Consider the following 21,301-nt stretch of genomic DNA (forward strand, 5'->3'; position numbering starts at 1 on the left):
CCCGATGCTGCCTGCAGCCTCAGGACGGCTTGCCGGGACGCGGCTGCGGGTCCGTCGTGACGTCACCGAGCAGACCGCTGAGGTCGTTCATGTCACCCAGGCCCACTTCCTTCAGCAGGGCGTCCACCAGCGGTCGCTGCGCGCGATAGCGCAGGGCATGGTCGACCACAGAGCGCGCCAGGTTGCCGCCCTCCGCGCCGGCGCCCGAGCTGCTGCCATCGCCCGCACCACCGCCGCCGATCCCGCCCAGGCCGCGCACGTCGAGGATCTTGATGCCGTCGATGTTCTCCATCGGCTTGACCGCCTCGCGCAGGATCATCGGCAGCGCGCGGATCAGCTCGTTGCGGATCTCCAGGCGGATCTGCTCCTCGGACAGTGCGTTGCGAGCCTCGTTGATCGCACGCTTGCCCTCGGCCTCCACGCGGTAGCGCTCGGCGTCGGCGGTAGCACGGATGCGCACCGATTCGGCTTCACCGGTGGCGGCGACGCGCACAGCCTCGGCACGATCCTCGGCCGCCTTCTTCTCGGCCTCGGCGGATACCACCACGCCGATGGCCTCCTGCTCGGCCTGCTCGCGGGCCTGCACCAGTCGCACCGACTTGGCACGCTCGGCGGTGGCGGTCTCGCGCACGGTCTTGACCTCTTCTTCCGCGGACACGGCCTTGGCGAAGGCGGCGTCGGCCTGCGCCTTGGCGGCGGATTCCTCCTCCGACTTCTTCGAGATCGCGATCTGGCGCTCCTGCTGCGCGATGCGCACGGCACGCTCGCGCTCGATGTCGCGCTGCTCGACGCTGCGGCGCTTCTCGATCTCGGCCTCGGCGATGGCGCGGTCGGATTCGATCTTGGCCTGCTCGGCCTCGCGGCGGCGCTCGGCTTCCTGGCGCGCGATCTCGGAGGTGGCCTCTGCGGTACGCACCTTGACCTCCTGATCCTGCATCAGGCGCGCGTACTCCTGGTCTCGCGCGATGGTCAGCGACAGCTTCTCGGTCTCCAGATTCTTCTGCTCGATCTGGATCTTGGTGTCGCGCTCGATGTCGTTGCGCTCCTTCTTGCGGCGCTCGATCTCCTGCGTCAACTTGGTCAGGCCTTGCGCGTCGAAGGCGTTCTGCGGATTGAAGAACTCCGCCGCAGTCTGGTCCAGGCCGGTGAGCGACACAGACTCCAGCTCCAGGCCGTTCTTGTGCAGGTCCTCGCTGACCGCCACCTGCACCTTCTGCGCGAAGTCGGCACGGTTCTCGTGCAGCTCCTCCATGCTCATGCCGGCCGCCACCGCGCGCAGCGCGTCCACGAACTTGCCTTCCACCAGCTCCTTGAGTGCGGTGGGCTCCATGGTGCGGCGGCCCAGCGTCTGCGCGGCAGTGGAGATCGCCGAGGCATCGGGCTTCACGCGCACGTAGAACTCCGCCTGCACGTCCACACGCATGCGGTCACGCGTGATCAGCGCGGCTTCCTTCTCGCGGCGCACTTCCAGGCGCAGCGTGTTCATGTTGACCGGAATGGTCTCGTGCAGCACCGGCAACACCAGCGCGCCCCCGTCGCGCACCACCTTCTCGCCGCCCAGGCCGGTACGCACGAAGGCGATCTCCTTGCTGGCACGGTAGTACAGGCGGGCGAAGATCAGGCCCAGGGCGAAGATCGCCACCAGGATGATTCCCGCAGGAATCAGGACCGACATCAGGCTGCTGCCATCGAAGCTCATCTCTATCCCCTGCAATTTGATGACTGACTCAACGATCCACCAGCGCCGCGTTCGGGTTGCGGATCACCGCGAACCGCGCGCCACCGATCTGCTTCACCACCAGCACCACTTCTCCATCCGGGAGCACCTCGTCGGCGTCGTCCGGCTCCACCATCAGGTAATGCGTCGTGCCGAACTGGTCCACCAGCCGCGCCTGCGCCGGCAAGCCGCGCCGCGCCGTGCCACCCGCGATCACCGCCGTGCGGCCGATGAAGCTTTCCGGCGAGACCGCACTGGTCTTGTCGCGCGGCATGATCCGGGCCAGGCCGCCGTTGACGGCGCGCACCAGCGGCAGGCTCAGGAACAGTGCTGCCGGCGTCGCCAGCACCGCCGGCGCGGCGAAGCCCAGCGTGCTGCGCAACACCCCCTGCCCGACCATGCCGATCACGCCAAACACGGTCAGCAGCACGATCAGCACCATCAGTACCGGCACGTGGCCGACATAGAGCCAGGACAGGAATCGGCCGAACACACCCTGGGCCTCGGCATGCGTCGCCTCCATGCCGCTGTGCGCGCCATCCGCCGCCCCCAGCCCGGAGTGGCTGACGACGAACTCGTCGACCATGTCGTTGACCGAAAAACCGGTGAACAGCGCCACCATCTCGACCGCCGTCAGCCCGAACATGATCAGGATGGCGACCGCGAACGGACCATTGCCGACCGCCGTGAACCACTCCATCAGCGGTCCGCCTTGGCCTTCAGCTGCGCCAGGCGCTCCTGCACGCGGTTCTGCCGCGCCAGGTCTTCCAGCTCAGCCAGCCGGGCGGCGGTCTGGTTGGACGTGCCGGATGTGCCTTTCAAGCCGGTCTGGCGCTCATAGATGCGGTCGAAGGCGCCGGTGGCGCGCTCCGCACGGTAATCCACTGACTCGCCCTTGCGGCCGGTGGGGGTGCCGGTCGGCGAGGCCTTGGCGGCCTGCGAGCGGCGGAAGCTGGACAACTCCTCCCGCATCTCGCGCTTCTTGGCCTGCAGCGCGGTGACAAAACCCTCCAGCTTGGCCTTCTCGTCGCCCAGCTCGGCGATGCGGCCCTGCAGGATCGGCAGCTGCGCCTCGATGTCGATCTGGCGCTCCACCGCGGCGGTGGCCAGGTCCTCGCGGCCCTTGTCCAGCGCCAGGGCGGCCTGCTCGGCCAGCTCCTCGTGGCGGCGGTTCTCCTCCGCCAGGCGCTTGGTTGCCAGGTGGCGCTGTGCCTCGACCGTGCCCAGGTCGGCGCGCACGTCGGCGACCGCGCCATCGATCTCGCGGATCGCCTGCTCCATCACCGCTTCCGGCGCGGCGTCCTCCACCGCGTCGATCAGGGAGTGAAAGCTGCCGGCGATGATGCGCGACACGCGGCTGGCAAGAGTTTCCTTCATGGACCTAAGCCTCCTTCTTGGCTTGAACTGTACCGAGGATGCGCAACGCAGACTGTGCGCGTTCCGACAAAATCCGACCGTCATAGCAGCCGGGAAATCCCGAGACGGCCTGTTGCAGCAGCGAATCCGTCAATGTCAGCAGGCGCTCGCCCACCTGGCGCTCCAGGCGCCGCAGTTGCGCCGACGGGTCCGGCCCGGCGGCATCGGCCGCCAGCAGCAGGGCCAGCAGGTCCGGCGTCCACTCCAGCGCGCGGTGCAACAGTTCCGAGCGCAGGTCCTGCCTCACTTCGGCGTCACGCAGGCGCCGCTCGCTCTGCGCCAGCAGGCGCTTGGCAAAATCGTAGGCGGCGGCGGGATCCGCCAGGCCCTCGCGCTGGCGCCGGGCATCGGCCAGCAGCGCGCGGATCTTCTCGCTCAGGTTGGTCGCCCCGGCCACGTCCAGTCCTGCCAGATATGACAGGTCTTCCTCGTCCAGCCGCAGCGTGATGGTCTGTTTGGCCACAGCACACTCGCATTCCAAATGTATTCTTAACGTATTACATACAGAATACGAATGCAACTCCACCTACCTGAAACCATGAACCGATCGTCGGCCGCGCGCAAGAAAAAGCCGCGACACCCGGGGGGATGTCGCGGCGGAAAGTCCGGCGTCCAGAAGGGAGGGAGAGCGCCGGGATCAGGGGACTGGAGGAAAACTAGAAGGCGTACTTGGCGGCCACCTGCAGGCGGTCGAGATTGCCGTCGGCGCCGCTCTCCACCTCGCGCTCGGCATGGCGGTATTCCACGCCCAGGGTCAGCTTCGGCACCGGTGAATACAGCAGGTTGAGGCTGGCGCTGTTGACGCTCTCGGTGACGGTGTCGCCGGTCAGGGCCACGTCGTGGTCGGCGCGCAGCATCGACACGGTGGCGGTGCTGCGCCACTTGTCGCTCCACATGTGGCGGTAGGCCAGGAAGGCGGCGTAGGCCGAGAAGGCCTCGAGGTCGCCGGAGGCGTCCACCGCGGCGTCGTTGACCGTGTTGATCGCGATGTAGCGGCCGATGCCGTCGCCACCGCTGACGGTGAAGCGGATGTCGTCGCGGCCCAGCGGGATCTTGCCGGCGAAGCTCAGGCCGTAGCCGATGTCGCTGCCGGCGCCGTCCTGCTTGAGCTGGCGCACCACGCTGGCCACGGAGAACTGCGCGCCGCCGGCCTCGAAGCGGTAGCGTGCCGAGGCATCCGGCATGGTGTTCTGGTCGGTGGCGACCTGGGCACCGGCGGCGCTGGTCACGGTGGTCTCCGGGTTCTCGATCGACACGTCGAAGCCGCCGACGGTGTAGCGCACCAGGGGCTGCCGCACGAAGGGCGTGCCGTCGGTGGGAAAAGCGACGAAGTCCAGCGTCTCGGGCAGCGCCACCAGGTTCTGGAAGGTGGACCAGTCCTGGCCGACCAGGAAGTTGTCGATGGTGATGTAGGCGCGGCGCAGGCCGACGTTGTAGGCGTTGGTGACGCGCTCGTTGCCGGCACCCGGGTTCACGATGAAATCCGCCTCGATGTAGCTGCCGAGCTTGTAGCCATCGACCACCGTGTCGGTCTTCAGGAACAGCCGCGTTTCCTTGGCATGCATGTCGAAGTAGGAGCTGCTGCCGCCGGCCGCACCGGCCACCGGGATCGCGCCGGGCACGTAGAAGTCGCGCGCCGAGCCCTGCGCCACGCTGCCCTCGCTGAAGCGCGAGTACATCGCGTCGACCTTGATGTAGCCCCCCAGCGTCAGGTTGGTATCCCCGAGCTTGAAGTCGACCGCCTGGGCCATGGGGGACATCGCTGCGGCGGCCAGCGCCGCGATTGCCGTCTTGTTCATCTCCTCGCTCCTTTGCACCGGGATGGCTCTTGTGTTTCGTCAGGCACGGGGCCTGCGTTGTGATGGAGTGGGCAACGGCCATGCCATGCCCCGGAGGAGACGGAAAATCCCGCCGCAACAAGCACTTGACCCTTCGAGGCGCAACGGCGGCGGCAACCGGGGATGTCACCGAAGGTGACGGTGGCGTTACCGTAGGTAACAAACGGGCATACTGGATCGCAGGAGGAAAGGCATGCGCAAGAACGAAGACGGTCAGGGCCGCGGCGATCAGGCCCTGGTGCTGTTCCTGCTCGCGGCCGGTGCGCTGCTGTCGCCGGCGCTGCAGCTGTGGGTGGCGCCCGGCATGCCCTGGTGGACGCTGTATGCGGTCTGGGGCGCGATCATCGCCCTGGCGGCGCTGGCGCAGCGGCAGGATCCATGACGCCCGAGCTCTGGCAACTGTTCCTGGCGGCGCTGGTCTATCTCGGCGCCCTGTTCCTGGTGGCCTATGCCGCGGAGAACGGCTGGATTCCCGCCCGCGTCGCGCGCCACCCGCTGACCTACACGCTGTCGCTGGGCGTCTACGCCACCACCTGGAGCTTCTACGGCAGCGTCGGCTTCGCGCAGAACCAGGGCTACCTGTTCCTCACCATCTACGTCGGCGTGACGCTGGCCTTCCTTCTGGCGCCGGTACTGCTGCAGCCGCTGCTGCGCCTGGTGCGCGACTACCAGCTGACCTCGCTGGCCGACCTGTTCGCCTTCCGCTATCCCAGCCGCTGGACCGGCACGCTGGTCACGCTGTTCATGCTGGTCGGCATCCTTCCCTACATCTCGCTGCAGATCCAGGCCGTGGTGACCTCGGCACAGGTGCTGACGCAGGAGGTGCCACCCGGCGTGCTGGCGCTGGTGTTCTGCGTCACCGTCACGCTGTTCGCGGTGCTGTTCGGCGCGCGCCAGGTGACTCCACGCGAGAAGCACGAGGGCCTGGTGGTGGCCATCGCCTTCGAGTCGCTGATCAAGCTGGTAGCGCTGCTGGCGGCGGCGGCCTTCGCGGTATTCGGCGTGTTCGGCGGCCCGGCGGGGCTGGACGAATGGCTGCGCGCCAACCCGCAGGCGGTGGAGCAGTTGCACGCGCCGCTGCGCGAGGGTGCCTGGAGCACGCTGCTGCTGCTGGCCTTCTCGGCGGCCTTCCTGCTGCCGCGCCAGTTCCACATGATCTTCACCGAGAACATCGAGCCCTCGGCGCTGCGCACCGCCAGCTGGGCCTTTCCGCTGTTCCTGCTGCTGCTGAACCTGGCGATCCCGATGGTGCTGTGGTCCGGCCAGAAGCTGGGCATGGACGGTGGCGCGGACTACTACGGCCTGCGCCTGGGCCTGCAGGAACCCAGCGGCTGGCTCACCTACCTGACCTTCATCGGCGGCATCTCCGCCGCCAGCGCCATGATCATCGTCGAGAGCCTCGCGCTGGCGGCGATGTGCCTCAACCACCTGGTGCTGCCGCTGTGGCTGCGCGGCCGGCGCCCGCGCTCCGGCACCGACTTCTACGGCCGACTGCTGTGGGGCCGGCGCCTGTTGATCGCGGTGGTTATCTTCACCGGCTACGGCGCCTACCTCGCGGTGGGCGACAGCCGCGGCCTGGTGCAGCTGGGCCTGATCTCCTTCGTCGCGGTCACGCAGTTCCTGCCAGGCGTGCTGGCGATGCTGGCCTGGCCGCGCGCCACGCGCGCCGGCTTCATCGCCGGCAGCAGCGCCGGCATGGCGATATGGTTCCTGGTGCTGGTGCTGCCGCTGATCACCGGCCAGCCTTCGCCGCTGGCGCACTGGCCGCTGCACGACGGCAACATCTGGACCTTCGTCACCTTCTGGTCGATGGCGGCCAACCTGCTGCTGTTCATCGGGGTATCGCTGCTGACCCGACCCACGCCCAAGGAACAAGCCGCCGACCGCGCCTGCCGTCTCGACGCGGTGCTGCTGCTCAGCCCGCAGCCACGCGCCGCCGGCGTCCCCGCGCTGCGCGAGCGCATTGCCGGCGCGCTCGGGCCGGATACCGCGGCGGCGGAGATCGAGCGGGCGCTGGGCGATCTCAAGCTTGGCGCCGACGAACGCCGCCCGCGCCAGCTGCACTTCCTGCAGGAGCGGTTGCAGCGCAATCTCTCCGGCCTGGTGGGCCCCCAGCTGGCGCGCGAGCTGCTCGGCGCCACGCCCGCCGCCGGCAGCGCCGGCCCGCTGGTGGAAGAGGAACTGGAGCATTCGCAGGACCGCCTGCGCGGCCTGGCGGCGGAACTCAACCAGCTGCGCCGCTTCCACCGGCAGATCCTGCAGGACCTGCCGGTAGGTGTCTGCTCGCTGGGCCTGAACCTGGAAGTGACGATCTGGAACGAGCGCATGGCCGATCTTTCCGGCCTGCCGGCCGACGCCGTGCTCGGCAGCCGCGTGGACCAGATTCCCGCACCCTGGAACCGGCTGTTCGGCGACTTCCTGGAGAGCGCGCAGCAGCACCGCTACAAGCTGCAGCTCGCCCTGGGCGGCAAGCGCCGCTGGCTCAACCTGCACAAGGAGGACATCGGCGCCGGCATCGACGATGCCGCGGCCGGCCTGGTGCTGCTGGTGGAGGACCTTACCGAGCAGCAGCAGCTGGAAGCCGAGCTGGCGCACAGCGCGCGCCTCGCCTCGATCGGCACGCTGGCCTCGGGTGTCGCCCACGAGATCGGCAATCCGCTCACCGGCATCACCTGCGTGGCGCAGAACCTGCGCGACGAGGACGACGCCGCCGAGCGCCAGTACGGCATCGAGGAGATCCTCAAGCAGTCGCGCCGCATCAGCGACATCGTGCAGTCGCTGCTGAGCTTCGCGCGGCCGGCGATACAGGATGCGCGCACGCTCGTGCGCCTGGACCTGGCGGCGTTGGTGGTGGAAGCCATCCGCCTGGTGCGGCTCTCGCCCCATGCGCGCGACATCGTCTTCGACAGCCGCTTGGCGCCGGAGCTGTGGATCGAGGGCGACCCGGCACGCCTGACCCAGGTGCTGCTGAACCTGCTGGGCAACGCCGCCGACGCCTCGCCGCCCGGCGCGCGCATCGAGATCCGCGCGGCACGCGGTGCCGGCTCCGTCACGCTGGAGGTGCAGGACTGGGGCAGCGGCATTCCCGAGGCCCTGCGCGAACGCGTGTTCGAGCCCTTCTTCACCACCAAGGACCCCGGCCGCGGCACCGGCCTGGGCCTGCCCCTGGCCTACCGCATCGTCAGCGACCACGGCGGCAGCATCGCCGTGGACAGCCGCGAGGGCCAGGGCACCACCTTCACGGTACGGCTGCCCGCCGCACCCGATTCCATGGCCACGGTACTGACATGAGCGCACTACGGCATCGCCTGCTGATCATCGAAGACGAGGAAGTCATCCGCCGCCAGCTGGCGCGCCTGCTGGCCAAGCACGGCTACGACACCTCCGAGGCCGGCAGCGTCGCGGAGGCCGAAGCCCTGGGCCTGCAGGACTTCGACCTGATCATCGCCGACGTGCGCCTGCCCGGCGTGCTCGGCACCGAGGTGATCGAGCGGGCGCGGCCGGTGCCGGTGCTGATCATGACCAGCTTCGCCAGCATCCGCTCCGCGGTGGAATGCATGCAGAAGGGTGCGGCCGACTACATCGCCAAGCCCTTCGACCATGACGAGATGCTGCTGACCATCGCGCGCCTGCTGCAGGGCGGCCTGCAGTCGCGCCAGAACGCTGCATTGAAGAAGGACCTGGCGCGCGACTTCCCGGTGTCCGGCATGGTCGGCGATTGCGCCGCGATGCGCGCCGTGTCCGACCGCATCCAGCGCGTCGCCGGCGCCGACATCACCGTGTTGATCCGCGGCGAGTCCGGCACCGGCAAGGAACTGGCCGCGCGCGCCATCCACGAGCGCAGCGGGCGCGCCGCCGGGCCCTTCATCGCGGTGAACTGCGCCGCCATCCCCGACAGCTTGATCGAAGCCGAACTGTTCGGTCACGAGAAGGGCGCCTTCACCGGCGCCACGCAGCGCAAGCAGGGCCTGGTGGAGGCCGCGCATGGCGGCACGCTGTTCATGGACGAGGTCGGCGAGTTGGCCCCGGCGGTACAGGCGCGGCTGCTGCGCGTGCTGCAGGAAGGCGAGGTGCGCATGGTCGGCTCCACCGCGTCCAAGCGGGTCGACGTGCGTGTGCTCGCCGCCACTCACCGCGATCTCGAACAGATGGTGCAGGAGCGCACGTTCCGCGAGGACCTGTACTACCGCCTCAAGGTCATGGACCTGACCCTGCCGCCACTGCGCGAGCGCGGCGACGATGTGGAGCGGCTGGCGCGGCACCTGCTGGAGCGTGCCGCGCAGAAGCTCAACCGCGGCGGCATCCGCCTGTCGCAGCGCGCGCTGGCGGCGATCCGCGCGCACCACTGGCCAGGCAACGTGCGCGAGCTGGGCAACGCCGTGGAGCGCGCCGTGATCCTCTGCGACGGTCCCACCATCGAGCCCGAGCACCTGGCGATCCCGGTCGGCGCGATGCCACCACCAGCGGCGGCAGGCGCTGCCGGCCAGACCAGCCTGGAGGACTACTTCCGCCAGTTTGTGCTGCAGAACCAGGACCGCATGAACGAGTCCGACCTGGCCAAGGCCCTGGGCATCAGCCGCAAGACCCTGTGGGAGCGGCGCAGCCGCATGGGCCTGCCGCGCCAACGCTAGGGCTGTTGACCCTGGTACCTCCCGGCGGCCGCGGGCTACCGCAAGCCCGGCACGTGCTCTGCATCCGGCCCCGCGACGGCGGCAGAATCGCGGCATCGACCTCCACCGGAATCGCCCTTGCCCATCCTGCTGCATCGCCGCATCGTCCTGCTGCTGGCCTTGTTGCCACTCGCCACCTCGGCCGCCACGCCCGATGGCGGGCGCTGGGACTGTCGCACGCGTGACGCCGCCGGAGAATGCCTGGGCCTGTCCAGCTACACCCAGCCCGATGGCACTCGCCTGTCCGGCCTGCGCAGCAACCTGGGCGGCAAGTCCGGCTGGCATGGCCTGCTGGTGCGCTATCACCCCAACGGGCTGCGCAGCGAATGCATGGCCGACGCCGACGGCCATTGCCAGGTCCCGCCCCCGGCGACCACTCAAGAGCCGCGCCGCGAGGTCGGCAAGCCAGTGGTGCGCGCCACCACTACCGCCGCCAAGGGCAGCAGCTCCAAGGCCGCATCCGGCGACCGCCTGCAGTGCGAGCGCGACGCCCGCGGCCAGTGCAACGGCAGCGCGACGCTGTGGTTCCCCAGCGGCGGACGCATCCAGGGCCGTCTCGTACCGGGTCCCAAGGGCGCGGTCTGGCAGGGCCGGCTGGTCCACCACTATCCGGGCGGCGACCGCGAGGAATGCGAGCAGGCACCCACCGGTGCCTGCGAGGGCGAGACCACCTACACCTATGCGGATGGCACGCGCCTGCAGGGCCGCAAGCAGTTGCAGGGCGAACAGTCGCAGTGGACCGGCGAGGTCGTGCAAATCTTCGCCAGCGGCAAGCGCATGCGCTGCGACGCCGGCCGCGATCAGCTCTGCGAAGAGGACACCCAGATCCCGATCGACGCGCGCGGACGACCGCTGGGTCGCATTCCACGGTAGCGGCGGCGCCAAATGGGGCAGAATGGCAGGACACAGCGCGAACCGGCCCCGCCGCGGGCGGCAACCGGTCCACATCGACCCTGGAGAACCATGAAAGCGATCCTCAAGCTCAGCCTCGTCGCCGCCTGCCTGCTCGGCACTGCCTGCAGCAGCACCGGCGGCAACAACGACGGCAGCGGCGTGAAGCAGGCCACCAACCTCAGCATCTCGCCGGGCACGGCCGCCAATTTCTTCTTCTGCTTCCCCGGCAATCCGCAGTGGCAGTACGTGGGCTCGGCCGAGCCCAAGGCGTCACGCAAGGCCACCACGCCCAGTGGCGCGCCACTAGGCCCGACGCTGGACTTCAACGTGACCACCGCCAGCGTGGTCTACCTGCGCATGGACCTGGGCGACGTGCTCGGCGAGCCCGAGGCGGCCACCGCCACCGGCCACCGGCATGCGGTCGCCGTACGCTTCACGGCGGGGCGCCAGTACAAGCTCGACTGGCAGGTGAGCGCCGACCTCAACACCACCAAGGGCCGCCTGATCGACCTGGGCAACCAGCTGGTGACCGAGGCCGTGCCGATCACGCGCAACATCTGCCGCTGAGCGGCGGACCGAACGGAAAAGGGCCTGCTCATGCAGGCCCTTTCTGTTTCGCCTAGGCCGCGGCGTCCGGCGCCACCACCTTGGCCGTGCCGGCCTCGGTCATGTCGAAGATGCGGCAGCGCGGCGCCAGGCTGCGCACCAGGCTGATCGCGTGGATGCACTCGACGCGATGCGCGTAGGTCTCGGCACCGCGGGCGATGGTCTGGTTCTCGCCCGCCTGGAAGGTCCAGTACCAACGCCCTTCCGTGTCCCGGTGAATCTCGAAATCTGCCGCCATAAGTCCCTGTGAGCCTGCATAGTCGTCCGGGCGCTGCGATGGCGCCCTCGTAGCCGGACATTATTCTGACTGGACTTGTTAGGCGCCACCCCGTCCATACAGGTCAGGGTGCGATGCATCACACGCCGTAGCCACCGCCCGCCACGACACGCTTCGTGACAGGCGCGTTACGCTACGTAACAAACCTGAAACAGCAATATCGAGCTAAGCGACTGTTTTTTATCGATATCACACCTGGCATCCTAACTGCTCCAGAAAAACCACAAGCAGCATCCAGCTGCCCGTGCACGGAGGAGAAAACGATGCCCACTGAATTGCTGGAGCGGATCGCCCGCGATCCGCATTACCTGGAACTGACCCGCAAGCGCTCGCGCCTGGCCTGGACTCTGACCGCGATCATGCTGGCGGTCTACTACGGCTTCATCCTGCTGATCGCCTTCGCACCCGACGTGCTGCGCCAGAAGGTTGGCGAGGGCGCCACCACGCTGGGCTTCCCAATGGGCATCGGCGTGATCCTGACCGCGATCCTGCTGACCGGAATCTACGTCTGGAAGGCCAACGGCGAGTACGACCGCCTGACCGCCCGCCTGCACGAGAAAGTAGGAGGCCAGCCGTGAGCCTGCGCAAACTCCTTGCCGCCTCCGCCGCGGCCATCGCCCTGCCGGTGCATGCCGCCGGCGCACTCGAAGGCACCACGACCAAGGCCGAGATCAACCCCATCGCCATCGCGATGTTCCTGGCCTTCGTCGGGCTGACGCTGTTCATCACCAAGTGGGCCGCCGGCCGCACCAAGTCGCGCGCCGACTTCTACGCCGCCGGTGGCGGCATCACCGGCTTCCAGAACGGCCTGGCAATCGCCGGCGACTACATGTCGGCGGCCTCGTTCCTGGGCATCTCGGCCCTGGTGTTCGGCTCCGGATTCGACGGCCTGATCTACTCGATCGGCTTCCTCGTCGGCTGGCCGATCATCATGTTCCTGATCGCGGAACGGCTGCGCAACCTCGGCAAATTCACCTTCGTCGACGTCGCCGCCTACCGCCTCAAGCAGACACCGATCCGCACGCTGGCCGCGTCCAGTACGCTGGTCGTGGTGGCCTTCTACCTGATCGCGCAGATGGTCGGCGCCGGCCAGTTGATCAAACTGCTGTTCGGCCTGGATTACTCCACCGCGGTGGTGATCGTCGGCGTGCTGATGGTGGTCTACGTGATGTTCGGAGGCATGCTCGCTACCACCTGGGTGCAGATCATCAAGGCCGTGCTGCTGCTGGGCGGCGCGAGTTTCATCGCCTTCATGGTCATGCGCCATGTCGGCTTCTCCTTCGACCGCATGTTCACGGAAGCCATCTCGGTGCATTCGAAGGCCGAAGCCATCATGGGCCCCGGCGCACTGGTGAAAGACCCGATCTCGGCGATATCGCTGGGCCTGGCGCTGATGTTCGGCACCGCCGGCCTGCCGCACATCCTGATGCGCTTCTTCACCGTGAAGGACGCCAAGGAAGCACGCAAGAGCGTGTTCTACGCCACCGGCTTCATCGGTTACTTCTACATCCTGACCTTCATCATCGGCTTCGGAGCCATCATCCTGGTGGGCTCCAACAGCGTCTACCTGGACGAAAAGGGCGGCCTGCTCGGCGGCAACAACATGGCGGCCGTGCATCTGGCCCACGCCGTCGGCGGCGAAGTGATGCTCGGCTTCATCTCGGCGGTGGCCTTCGCTACGATCCTCGCCGTGGTCGCCGGCCTGACGCTGTCCGGCGCCGCCGCGGTGTCACACGATCTCTATGCCAACGTCTTCGCCCGCGGCAAGGTCGATGACACCAAGGAGCTGAAGGTCTCGCGCATGGCCACCCTGGCACTGGGCGTGGTGGCAATCCTGCTCGGCATCGTGTTCGAGAAGCAGAACGTCGCCTTCATGGTGGGCCTGGCCTTCGCGGTCGCGGCCAGCACCAACTTCCCGATCCTGATCCTGTCGATGTTCTGGAAGGGCCTGACCACCCGTGGCGCCGTGGTCGGCGGCGGCCTGGGCCTGGCCACCGCGGTGACGCTGACGGTGCTTGGCCCCGCCGTGTGGGTGAAGGTGTTCGGCTACGAAACCCCGATCTTCCCCTACGACGCGCCAGGCCTGTTCTCGATGACCGTGGCCTTCCTCGGCTGCTGGCTGTTCTCGATCACGGACAGCTCCGCCCAGGCCAGCCGCGAGGCCGCGCTGTTCGAGGCCCAGCTGGTGCGTTCGCAGACCGGCATCGGGGCCAGCGGCGCCGCGTCCCACTGAGCTTCATCACGGTCATTTGATCAGCAACACAGGCGATAGACACCGGGGGGCCTTCGTGCCATAAGAAGGCCCCCCGGCGTCCTCGCCGGCACACGAATCATCAAGAAACCAGCTCTGCGGAGACAGGCATGAGTTCCGACAACATCGCATCCGTCCTTACCGAAACCCGCGTGTTCCCGCCGCCGGCGGACTTCGCCGCCCGCGCCCGGCTCAATGCCGAGAAGCTCGCCGCGCTGCACGCCGAAGCGGAAGCCGACCACAACGGCTTCTGGGCCAACCTGGCCCGCAAGAACCTCGGCTGGCAGACGCCGTTCACGCAGGTGCTGGACGAAAGCGCCGCGCCGAACTACCGCTGGTTCACCGACGGCAAGCTCAATGCTTCCGCCAACTGCCTGGATCGCCACCTGCTGGCCCGCGGCGACAAGATCGCGATCCGCTTCGAGGGCGAGAAGGGCGACACCCGCAACTACACCTACAAGCAGCTCCACGCCGAGGTCTGCAAGCTCGCCAACGTGCTCAAGGCCCAGGGCGTAACCAAGGGCGACCGCGTGGTGATCTACATGCCGATGGCACCGGAAGCGGTCATCGCCATGCAGGCCTGCGCCCGCATCGGCGCAATCCACTCGGTGGTGTTCGGCGGTTTCTCCGCCAGCTCGCTGAAGGACCGTATCGAGGACACCGGCGCGCGCCTGCTGATCACCGCCGACGGCGGCCACCGCGCCGGCAACATCGTGCCGCTCAAGAAGGTCGCGGACGAGGCCCTGGCCACCGGCTGCAAGACCATCGAGAAGGTGATCGTGCACCAGCGCACCAACCACGGCGTGGACATGCAGGCCGGCCGCGATCTCTGGTGGCACGAACTGCTGGGCGCCGCCTCCGACCGCTGCGAGCCGGAATGGGTCGAGTCCGAGCACCCGCTGTTCCTGCTCTACACCTCCGGTTCCACCGGCAAGCCCAAGGGCGTACAGCACTCCACCGGCGGCTACCTGCTGGGCGCGACGATGACCACGCAGTGGGTCTTCGACATCCGCGACGACGACGTCTTCTGGTGCACCGCCGACGTCGGCTGGATCACCGGACACTCCTACGTCACCTACGGCCCGCTGGCCAACGGCGCCACCATCCTGATGTACGAAGGCGCCCCGACCATCCCGGATGCCGGCCGCTTCTGGAAGATCTGCCAGGACCACGGCGTTACGATCTTCTACACCGCGCCCACCGCGATCCGCGCGCTGATGAAGCTGGGCGAGGAATGGCCCAACAAGTACGACCTTTCCAAGCTGCGCCTGCTCGGCAGCGTCGGCGAGCCGATCAATCCCGAGGCCTGGATGTGGTACCACCGCGTGATCGGCAAGGAGCGCCTGCCCATCGTGGACACCTGGTGGCAGACCGAGACCGGTTCCATCATGATCGCGCCGGTGCCGGGCGCCATCACCACCAAGCCGGGCTCCTGCACCAAACCCCTGCCCGGCATCTGCGTGGAAGTGGTGGACGAGGCCGGCACGCCGATCAAGGAACAGGACGCCGGCGGCTACCTCGTGATCTCCAAGCCCTGGCCGTCGATGCTGCGCACGGTCTGGGGCGACAACGATCGTTACGTGAAGGCCTACTGGGGCCAGTTCCAGAACAAGTACTACGTCGCCGGCGACTCCACGCACCGCGACGCCGACGGCTGCTACTGGATCCTGGGGCGTATCGACGACGTGCTGAACGTCTCCGGCCATCGCCTGGGCACCATGGAAGTCGAAAGTGCCCTGGTCTCTCACCCGCGCATCGCCGAGGCCGCCGTGGTCGGCCGCCCGCACGAGGTCAAGGGCGAGAGCGTCTTCGCCTTCGTCATCGCTAAGGGTCCGCGCCCGACCGGCGAAGAGGCCGACAAGCTGGCCAAGGAACTGCGCGACCACGTTGCCAAGGAGATCGGCGCGCTGGCCAAGCCCGACGACATCCGCTTTGCCGACAACCTGCCCAAGACCCGCAGCGGCAAGATCATGCGCCGCCTGCTGCGCTCCATCGCCAAGGGCGAGGAGATCACGCAGGACACCTCGACGCTGGAGAACCCGGCGATCGTGGCGCAGCTTGCCGGCAAAGCCTGACGCGGTTCGTGTTGCATGGGAAAGCCCGCTTCGGCGGGCTTTTTCTTTGCCCGACGGCTTTCGCCCTCCCCGCCGCATCGCCCATTTTTCCTGCCGCAGCAGGTGTTTGCATGCACCTCTCATTGACAGCCCGGGGACTTGCTTCTAATTTCAATGAACATCGTTCATTTCTGGACGACCACGGAGGAAACGTTCATGCCGAGCCTGCTCAACCGCATCCGCAACCTGATCACCGCCCAGGCCCACCACCAGATCGATGAGATCGAGAACCCGCAGGTGATGGCGGCCCAGGTCCTGCGCGATCTGGGCGATGACCTGCAGCAGGCCAACCAGGCTCTGGTGGTCTCGCTGGGGGCCGAGAAGCAGTTGCAGCGCCAGCACGAAGCCGCCGGTGCCGAATCCACCGACTGGGACCTGAAGGCCGAGCGCCTGCTGCAGGCCGGCGACGAAGACAAGGCACGCAGCGCGCTGGAGCGCGCGGTTCAGGCACGCAGCCGCACGCTGGCCCTGGACACCCCGCTGGCGGCGGCGCAGCGCGCCACCGCGCGCCTGCGCGAGCAAGTGCAGCGCCTCAAGGCCGAGCTGGAAACCGCACGCGGCCGCGCGGCCGTAATCACGGCCAACCAGACCGCCGCCACGGCCCTGGGCAGCGCCGCGCGCGCCAGCGACAGCTACACCCGCGCCATGGACCGTGCCCAGCAGATGGACCGGCTGTCGCAGAAGGCCTCGCGCTACGAGTCCGAGGCGGAAGCCGCGGCCGAACTGCTCAACGAGGACGGTCGCTTCGAACGCGAGGTCGCCCGCGTGGACCTGGGCGTGGAGGTCGAATCGCGCCTGGCGGAGTTGAAGGCCCGCCTGGCCGGCTCTCCTGCTTCGCCTTTTAATTGATCAATGTTCATATGAACACCCCTAATACCGTCGATGGCTTCTCCCTGCTGCGTGCCGGTCGCCTGCTGCTGGCGACGGCCACGATGGCCTTCGTCTTCGCCCTGCCCGGCAGCCTGCACCTGGTGCACGAACTGCTGAGACTCATCTAAGGAATGCACATGGACACGAGCGACAACTTCGACTCCACCCGCCTGGATTCGCCGGGCTGGATCTTCTTCGTCAAGGCGTCCTTCGCCTGCGCCTTCGGCGGCATGGTCTTCGGCCTCACCGTGATGCCGGTGGAAATCTGGATGCGCGGCTACATGATCCTGGGCACGCTGTTCCTGACCGGCGCCACCTTCACGCTGGCCAAGACCCTGCGTGACCAGTTCGAGGCCAACAAGCTGATCAACAAGGTGGCGCAGGCCCGCACCGAAAAGCTGCTGAAGGAATACGGAATCCAGAACGGATGAACGCCAGACATCAAGCCATCGAAACCGCCGGCATGCTGGCGCCGCAACTGGCGGACGGCGACCTGCTGTTCACGCGCCTGCGCAATCCTTTCGGACGACGCATCGCCGAGGCCTCGGCGAGCTGGACCTCGCATGTCGGGATTGCCTTCCGCGATCCGGCCACCGGCTGGCGCGTAGCGGAGAGCCGCATCCCCCTGTCGGGCTACAGCCCGCTCGCCGCCTTCCTGGCGCGCAGCGAGGATTGCGGGGTGGTGGTGCGCCGGCCGCGCGCGCCACTGCTGCCCGAGCAGCTTGCAGCCCTGCGCCGCGAGGCGGAAAGCCGCTTTGGCCTCTGGTACGACACCGGGTTCAAGTACGACCGGCCGCGGCGCGCGTTCTGCTCGAAGTTTGCCTACGACGTCTACCGAGAAGCCCTGGGCATCGAGATCGGGCGGCGGGAACGCTTCCGGGAGCTGCTGCTGCGTAACCCCGCGCCGCGGCTGGGCTTCTGGCGCTGGTGGTACTACGGGAGCATCCCTTGGAACCGCGTGACCGTGACACCCGCGAGCCAGCTGGAATCGCCGCTGCTGGTGGACGTCTACGATCGGCGCCGCGACTTGGGCGGGCCGAAGAAGGTCGAGATCATCTCCTCGCAGTACAGCGTGTAGTCGCTGCTGCGCCCGCCCCAGCTCAGCTTGCCGCTGACCGCCAGGGAGCAGATGCCATGGATGCCGCCCCAGAAGGTCGTGGCACGCATGCGCAAGGCGTCGGCCTTGAGCTTCGGCTCCAGCGCGCCCAGCGTCGTCTCCACCAACTCGAACAGGCGGCGGATGCGCGCATCCGCCGTGGGGCGCGGCTTCATCTCCTCCGGCAGCTGGTGCTCGAACAGCAGGCGCCAGCGGTTGGGGTTGCCGGTGGCGAATTCGATGTAGCCCCTCGCCATCGCACCAAGCCGTTCGCGAGGGTCGTCCAGCGCCTCGATGCGGTCGCGCAGCTGCAGGTAGATCGCGTCGGCGGTGCGCTCGTTGAGCGCGGCCAGCAGGTCGTCCTGGTTCTGGAACAGCAGGTAGAGGTTGCCCACGGTATAGCCGATGGCCTGCGCCACCTTACGCATGCTCAGCTCATCGATGCCTTCGCGGACCAGGATCAGCTCGGCCGCGGCGATGGCCATGTCGCGCTGCTGCTCGCGGGTGTGGAGGTTGCGTCGTCCCATGGGTGGCATTGTGCGGGCGGAACTGATCGGCGTCCATTTACGGGCACACAGGCGGGTCCGGGTTGCTGCGCGACCACCACCCGGGCCGCTACACTGCCCGCCACAAGAACGACATAAAGGGAATCCCATGAGCCAGGACAGCCAGTTCAGCCTGCTGCGGCAGCGCCGCTTCGGCCCGTTTTTCCTGACACAGGCGCTGGGCGCGTTCAACGACAACGTCTTCAAGAATGCCCTGGTGATCCTGGTGACCTTCGGCATCGCAGGTCTGGCTCAGGAGCAGATCAACTTCTACGTGAACCTGGCTGCGGTGCTGTTCATCCTGCCGTTCTTCCTGTTCTCGGCCACGGCCGGGCAGCTGGCGGAGAAGTACGAGAAATCCCGATTGATCCGCGGCATCAAGCTGCTGGAGATCGGCATCATGGCCTTAGGCGCGGTCGGCCTGTGGATCGGCAACGTCCCGCTACTGCTGGGCGTGCTGTTCCTGCTGGGCTTCCAGGCCGCGCTGTTCGGCCCGGTGAAGTACGCGATCCTGCCGCAGCACCTGCGCGAGGAGGAACTGGTGGGCGGCAACGCCTGGGTCGAGGCCGGCACCTTCCTGGCGATCCTGCTGGGTACGGTGCTGGGCGGCTGGCTGGTGGCCCAGCCCGGCGGCAGCCACTGGATCAGCGCGGTGGTCATTGCATTGGCACTGGCCGGCTACGCCGCCTGCCGCGCGATCCCGCCGGCCGCACCGGCTGCGCCGGAGCTGCGCATCAACTGGAACCCGCTGACCGAGACCCTGCGCAACCTGCGCTTCATGCGCACCAATCGCACGGTGTTCCTGTCGGTCATGGGTATCTCCTGGTTCTGGCTCTACGGCGCCGCCTTCCTGTCGCAGATGCCGACCTATGCCAGCCAGGTGCTGGGCGGCGATCCCTCCGTGGCCACGCTGCTGCTGACGCTGTTCTCCGTAGGTATAGGCGCCGGTTCCCTGCTCTGCGAGCGCCTGTCGGGCCACAAGGTGGAGATCGGCCTGGTGCCGCTGGGCTCCATCGGCCTGACCCTGTTCGGCATCGACCTGTACCTGGCGCATCCGGAGGCCGCCACCGTCAGCGGCCTCAGCGCCGGGGCCTTCCTGGAGCAGCCCGGAGCCTGGCGCGTGGTGGCCGACCTGGTGCTGATCGGCGTCTTCGGCGGCTTCTACATCGTGCCGCTCTACGCCCTGATCCAGACCCGCTCGGAGCCCTCGCACCGCTCGCGCATCATCGCCGGCAACAACATCCTCAACGCCTTGTTCATGGTCGTGGCCGGCGCCCTGGCCGTGGGCCTGTTCAAGGCCGGCCTGTCGATCCCGGAACTGCTGCTGGTGGTGGCGCTGATGAACGCGGCAGTAGCCGTGTTCATCTACTCCCTGGTGCCCGAGTTCCTGATGCGCTTCATGGTCTGGCTGCTGACCCGCACGCTGTATCGCATCGACCAGCGCGGCATGGAGCACATCCCCGACGAGGGAGCGGCGGTGATCGTCTGCAACCACGTCAGCTTCGTCGACGCCCTGATCCTGGGTGGCAACATCCGCCGCCCGGTGCGCTTTGTGATGTACCACAAGATCTTCCGCATCCCGGTGCTGAATTTCATCTTCCGCACCGCCCGCGCCATCCCCATCGCGCCAGCCAAGGAAGACGAGGCCCTGATGCACAAGGCCTTCGCGGAGATCGAGGCGGCCCTGGCGGCGGGCGACATCATCGGGATCTTCCCGGAGGGCGGCCTGACGCCGGACGGCGAGATCCAAGGCTTCCGCTCCGGCATCGAGCGCATCATCGAGCGCAGCCCGGTGCCGGTGATCCCCATGGCCCTGAGCGGCCTCTGGGAGAGCATGTGGTCGCGCCGCGACAGCCGCCTGCGGCGCATGCGCCTGCCGCGGCGCCTGCGGGCCCGCATCGGCATGAGCGCCGCCCCGGCGGTGCCGGCAGCGCAGGTTCGGGCTGAATCGCTGGAACAGACGGTGCGGGAGCTTCGCGGCAGCCATCCGTGACCGGATACCTTTACCCGTACGCCCCGGGCACCGGACAATATCCCGACGGGGATGTCGGTAGCCGGGGATCATGGCGAAGATTGTCAGAAGGACGCGGGACGGGGCGGAAGAGATCGAGCTGGGTTCGTTCCAGCTGACGATCGGCCGCCGTCCCGACAGCAACGTCGTCATCGACAACGCCTATACGGCGCTGCAGCATGCCGTGGTGGGCTTTGCCGACGGCCGCCACTACATCGAGGACCTCAAGACCACCCATGGTACGCGCGTCAACGGCGCGGCCGTGCGGCAGGCGCCGCTGCGCCATGGCGACATCATCCTGATCGGCCTGCAGCGTCTGGAGTTCATCGACCCTCCGGTGGCCCGGACCCCGCCACCGGCACCACTGCGCCGGCCAGCCGTCGCTCCGGCCCCGGTGATCGCGGCCCCCCAGCCGTCGACACCGTCGGGCCCCTTCGACCTGCCGCTGCTGACCTCGCTACCGGACGCTCCCGCGGAGCGGCTCCAGCCCGCCGACCCGGCCCCCGGCGGACTGCTGGACCAGCTGGTCGGCTCGATCCGCTCGCACCGCGAGCGCGAGCAGCAGGAGCGCGAGGACGCCCAGGCACGCCTGCGCGGCGAGTGGAACCAGGCCGTGGCCTATGCCGAGCAGCTCCGGCTAAAAGTGGACGGCGATCCGCGCGTGCATTATTTCGCCATCTCGCGGCGCAACAACGACATCATCATCCGCTCCCAGCGCGCGGCCGACCTGCCGGTGACCTTCACCCAGTTGTCGATGGATCACCCCGAGGACAAGGGCCATGCGCTGACCGGCATCTGGCTGCGCCGCACCGGCCAGGCCGATCGCTGCTATCCCACCGCCAAGGATGCAGTGTCCGAACTGGTCCGGGAACTGGCCTACCTGATCGCGTGAAACCCATTCCACAGGCGTCAGAAGCTGACCAATTTTGTCAGCGGCGCCCGCCTCCCGCCCCGTTTGCCCCGGGGAAGCGGGAGGCGCGAATCTTGCAGACGGGG

21 protein-coding genes are annotated in these 21,301 nt (G+C 68.0%); 14 read left to right on the forward strand and 7 right to left on the reverse strand.

Going from position 1 to position 21,301, the window contains the following annotated elements; translation table 11 throughout:
• Window positions 1-19 precede the first annotated feature (19 nt).
• From QT386_RS08980 to QT386_RS09000, 5 genes are all read right to left on the reverse strand, one after another.
• Window positions 20-1,699 (reverse strand): flotillin family protein, encoded by a 1,680-nt coding sequence (locus QT386_RS08980; protein WP_289273410.1) that lies wholly within the window; start codon window positions 1,697-1,699, stop codon window positions 20-22.
• 28 nt (window positions 1,700-1,727) lie between these two features.
• Window positions 1,728-2,417, reverse strand: a complete 690-nt coding sequence (locus QT386_RS08985) for a YqiJ family protein (protein ID WP_289273411.1) — start codon at window positions 2,415-2,417, stop codon at window positions 1,728-1,730.
• The gene (locus QT386_RS08990; RefSeq protein WP_289273412.1) at window positions 2,417-3,094 is read right to left on the reverse strand and encodes a PspA/IM30 family protein; all 678 of its coding nucleotides are present in this window, start codon (window positions 3,092-3,094) and stop codon (window positions 2,417-2,419) included. Before QT386_RS08990 ends, QT386_RS08985 begins: the two co-directional genes overlap by 1 nt.
• 4 nt (window positions 3,095-3,098) lie before the next feature.
• Entirely contained in the window at window positions 3,099-3,596 is a 498-nt protein-coding gene (locus tag QT386_RS08995) for a hypothetical protein (RefSeq protein WP_289273413.1), read from the reverse strand.
• A 193-nt stretch (window positions 3,597-3,789) separates the two neighbouring features.
• Window positions 3,790-4,932 carry a DcaP family trimeric outer membrane transporter gene (locus tag QT386_RS09000; RefSeq protein WP_289273414.1) on the reverse strand — a complete coding sequence of 381 codons (1,143 nt, stop codon included), beginning with the start codon at window positions 4,930-4,932 and terminating at the stop codon, window positions 3,790-3,792.
• Window positions 4,933-5,164: 232 nt separating this feature from the next.
• Here QT386_RS09000 and QT386_RS09005 point away from each other — a divergent pair, with 232 nt between their 5' ends.
• The 5 genes from QT386_RS09005 (at window position 5,165) to QT386_RS09025 (ending at window position 11,102) form a co-directional block, all read left to right on the forward strand.
• On the forward strand, window positions 5,165-5,353 hold the full coding sequence (locus QT386_RS09005) for a hypothetical protein (RefSeq protein WP_104230345.1): 189 nt from the start codon (window positions 5,165-5,167) through the stop codon (window positions 5,351-5,353).
• The gene (locus tag QT386_RS09010; RefSeq protein WP_289273415.1) at window positions 5,350-8,262 is read left to right on the forward strand and encodes a sensor histidine kinase; all 2,913 of its coding nucleotides are present in this window, start codon (window positions 5,350-5,352) and stop codon (window positions 8,260-8,262) included. Before QT386_RS09005 ends, QT386_RS09010 begins: the two co-directional genes overlap by 4 nt.
• Window positions 8,259-9,602 carry a sigma-54 dependent transcriptional regulator gene (locus QT386_RS09015; protein ID WP_289273416.1) on the forward strand — a complete coding sequence of 448 codons (1,344 nt, stop codon included), beginning with the start codon at window positions 8,259-8,261 and terminating at the stop codon, window positions 9,600-9,602. Before QT386_RS09010 ends, QT386_RS09015 begins: the two co-directional genes overlap by 4 nt.
• Window positions 9,603-9,719: 117 nt before the next feature.
• Window positions 9,720-10,514: a hypothetical protein gene (locus tag QT386_RS09020; RefSeq protein WP_289273417.1), complete on the forward strand. Its 795-nt coding sequence runs from the start codon at window positions 9,720-9,722 to the stop codon at window positions 10,512-10,514.
• Window positions 10,515-10,604: 90 nt separating this feature from the next.
• Entirely contained in the window at window positions 10,605-11,102 is a 498-nt protein-coding gene (locus QT386_RS09025; RefSeq protein WP_289273418.1) for a hypothetical protein, read from the forward strand.
• A 52-nt stretch (window positions 11,103-11,154) separates the two neighbouring features.
• Here QT386_RS09025 and QT386_RS09030 read toward each other — a convergent pair whose 3' ends face one another.
• Window positions 11,155-11,379, reverse strand: coding sequence for a DUF1508 domain-containing protein (locus tag QT386_RS09030; RefSeq protein ID WP_289273419.1), 225 nt, complete (start codon window positions 11,377-11,379; stop codon window positions 11,155-11,157).
• 302 nt (window positions 11,380-11,681) lie between these two features.
• Here QT386_RS09030 and QT386_RS09035 point away from each other — a divergent pair, with 302 nt between their 5' ends.
• The 7 genes from QT386_RS09035 (at window position 11,682) to QT386_RS09065 (ending at window position 17,731) form a co-directional block, all read left to right on the forward strand.
• On the forward strand, window positions 11,682-11,996 hold the full coding sequence (locus QT386_RS09035; RefSeq protein WP_289273420.1) for a DUF485 domain-containing protein: 315 nt from the start codon (window positions 11,682-11,684) through the stop codon (window positions 11,994-11,996).
• Between the two features lie 2 nt (window positions 11,997-11,998).
• Window positions 11,999-13,651 (forward strand): cation acetate symporter, encoded by a 1,653-nt coding sequence (locus QT386_RS09040; RefSeq protein WP_301334241.1) that lies wholly within the window; start codon window positions 11,999-12,001, stop codon window positions 13,649-13,651.
• 128 nt (window positions 13,652-13,779) lie between these two features.
• The gene (gene acs / locus QT386_RS09045; RefSeq protein WP_289273422.1) at window positions 13,780-15,744 is read left to right on the forward strand and encodes an acetate--CoA ligase; all 1,965 of its coding nucleotides are present in this window, start codon (window positions 13,780-13,782) and stop codon (window positions 15,742-15,744) included.
• A gap of 195 nt (window positions 15,745-15,939) precedes the next feature.
• On the forward strand, window positions 15,940-16,632 hold the full coding sequence (locus tag QT386_RS09050; RefSeq protein ID WP_289273423.1) for a PspA/IM30 family protein: 693 nt from the start codon (window positions 15,940-15,942) through the stop codon (window positions 16,630-16,632).
• Between the two features lie 11 nt (window positions 16,633-16,643).
• A complete protein-coding gene (locus QT386_RS09055; protein WP_289273424.1) occupies window positions 16,644-16,781 on the forward strand; it encodes a hypothetical protein in 138 nt (45 codons plus the stop codon).
• 9 nt (window positions 16,782-16,790) lie between these two features.
• Window positions 16,791-17,084: a YiaA/YiaB family inner membrane protein gene (locus tag QT386_RS09060; protein WP_289273425.1), complete on the forward strand. Its 294-nt coding sequence runs from the start codon at window positions 16,791-16,793 to the stop codon at window positions 17,082-17,084.
• The gene (locus QT386_RS09065) at window positions 17,081-17,731 is read left to right on the forward strand and encodes a YiiX/YebB-like N1pC/P60 family cysteine hydrolase (RefSeq protein ID WP_289273426.1); all 651 of its coding nucleotides are present in this window, start codon (window positions 17,081-17,083) and stop codon (window positions 17,729-17,731) included. The genes QT386_RS09060 and QT386_RS09065 overlap by 4 nt, the downstream gene beginning before the upstream one ends.
• Here QT386_RS09065 and QT386_RS09070 read toward each other — a convergent pair.
• Entirely contained in the window at window positions 17,662-18,276 is a 615-nt protein-coding gene (locus QT386_RS09070) for a TetR/AcrR family transcriptional regulator (RefSeq protein ID WP_289273427.1), read from the reverse strand. The genes QT386_RS09065 and QT386_RS09070 overlap by 70 nt on opposite strands.
• A 127-nt stretch (window positions 18,277-18,403) precedes the next feature.
• On the opposite strand from QT386_RS09070, the gene QT386_RS09075 reads away from it, so the two are divergent.
• Window positions 18,404-20,287 (forward strand): MFS transporter, encoded by a 1,884-nt coding sequence (locus tag QT386_RS09075; RefSeq protein WP_289273428.1) that lies wholly within the window; start codon window positions 18,404-18,406, stop codon window positions 20,285-20,287.
• 70 nt (window positions 20,288-20,357) lie between these two features.
• The gene (locus QT386_RS09080) at window positions 20,358-21,197 is read left to right on the forward strand and encodes an FHA domain-containing protein (protein ID WP_289273429.1); all 840 of its coding nucleotides are present in this window, start codon (window positions 20,358-20,360) and stop codon (window positions 21,195-21,197) included.
• The last annotated feature ends 104 nt before the right edge of the window (window positions 21,198-21,301 follow it).

The organism is Solimonas sp. SE-A11, assembly GCF_030345715.1.
Classification (GTDB): domain Bacteria; phylum Pseudomonadota; class Gammaproteobacteria; order Nevskiales; family Nevskiaceae; genus Solimonas_A.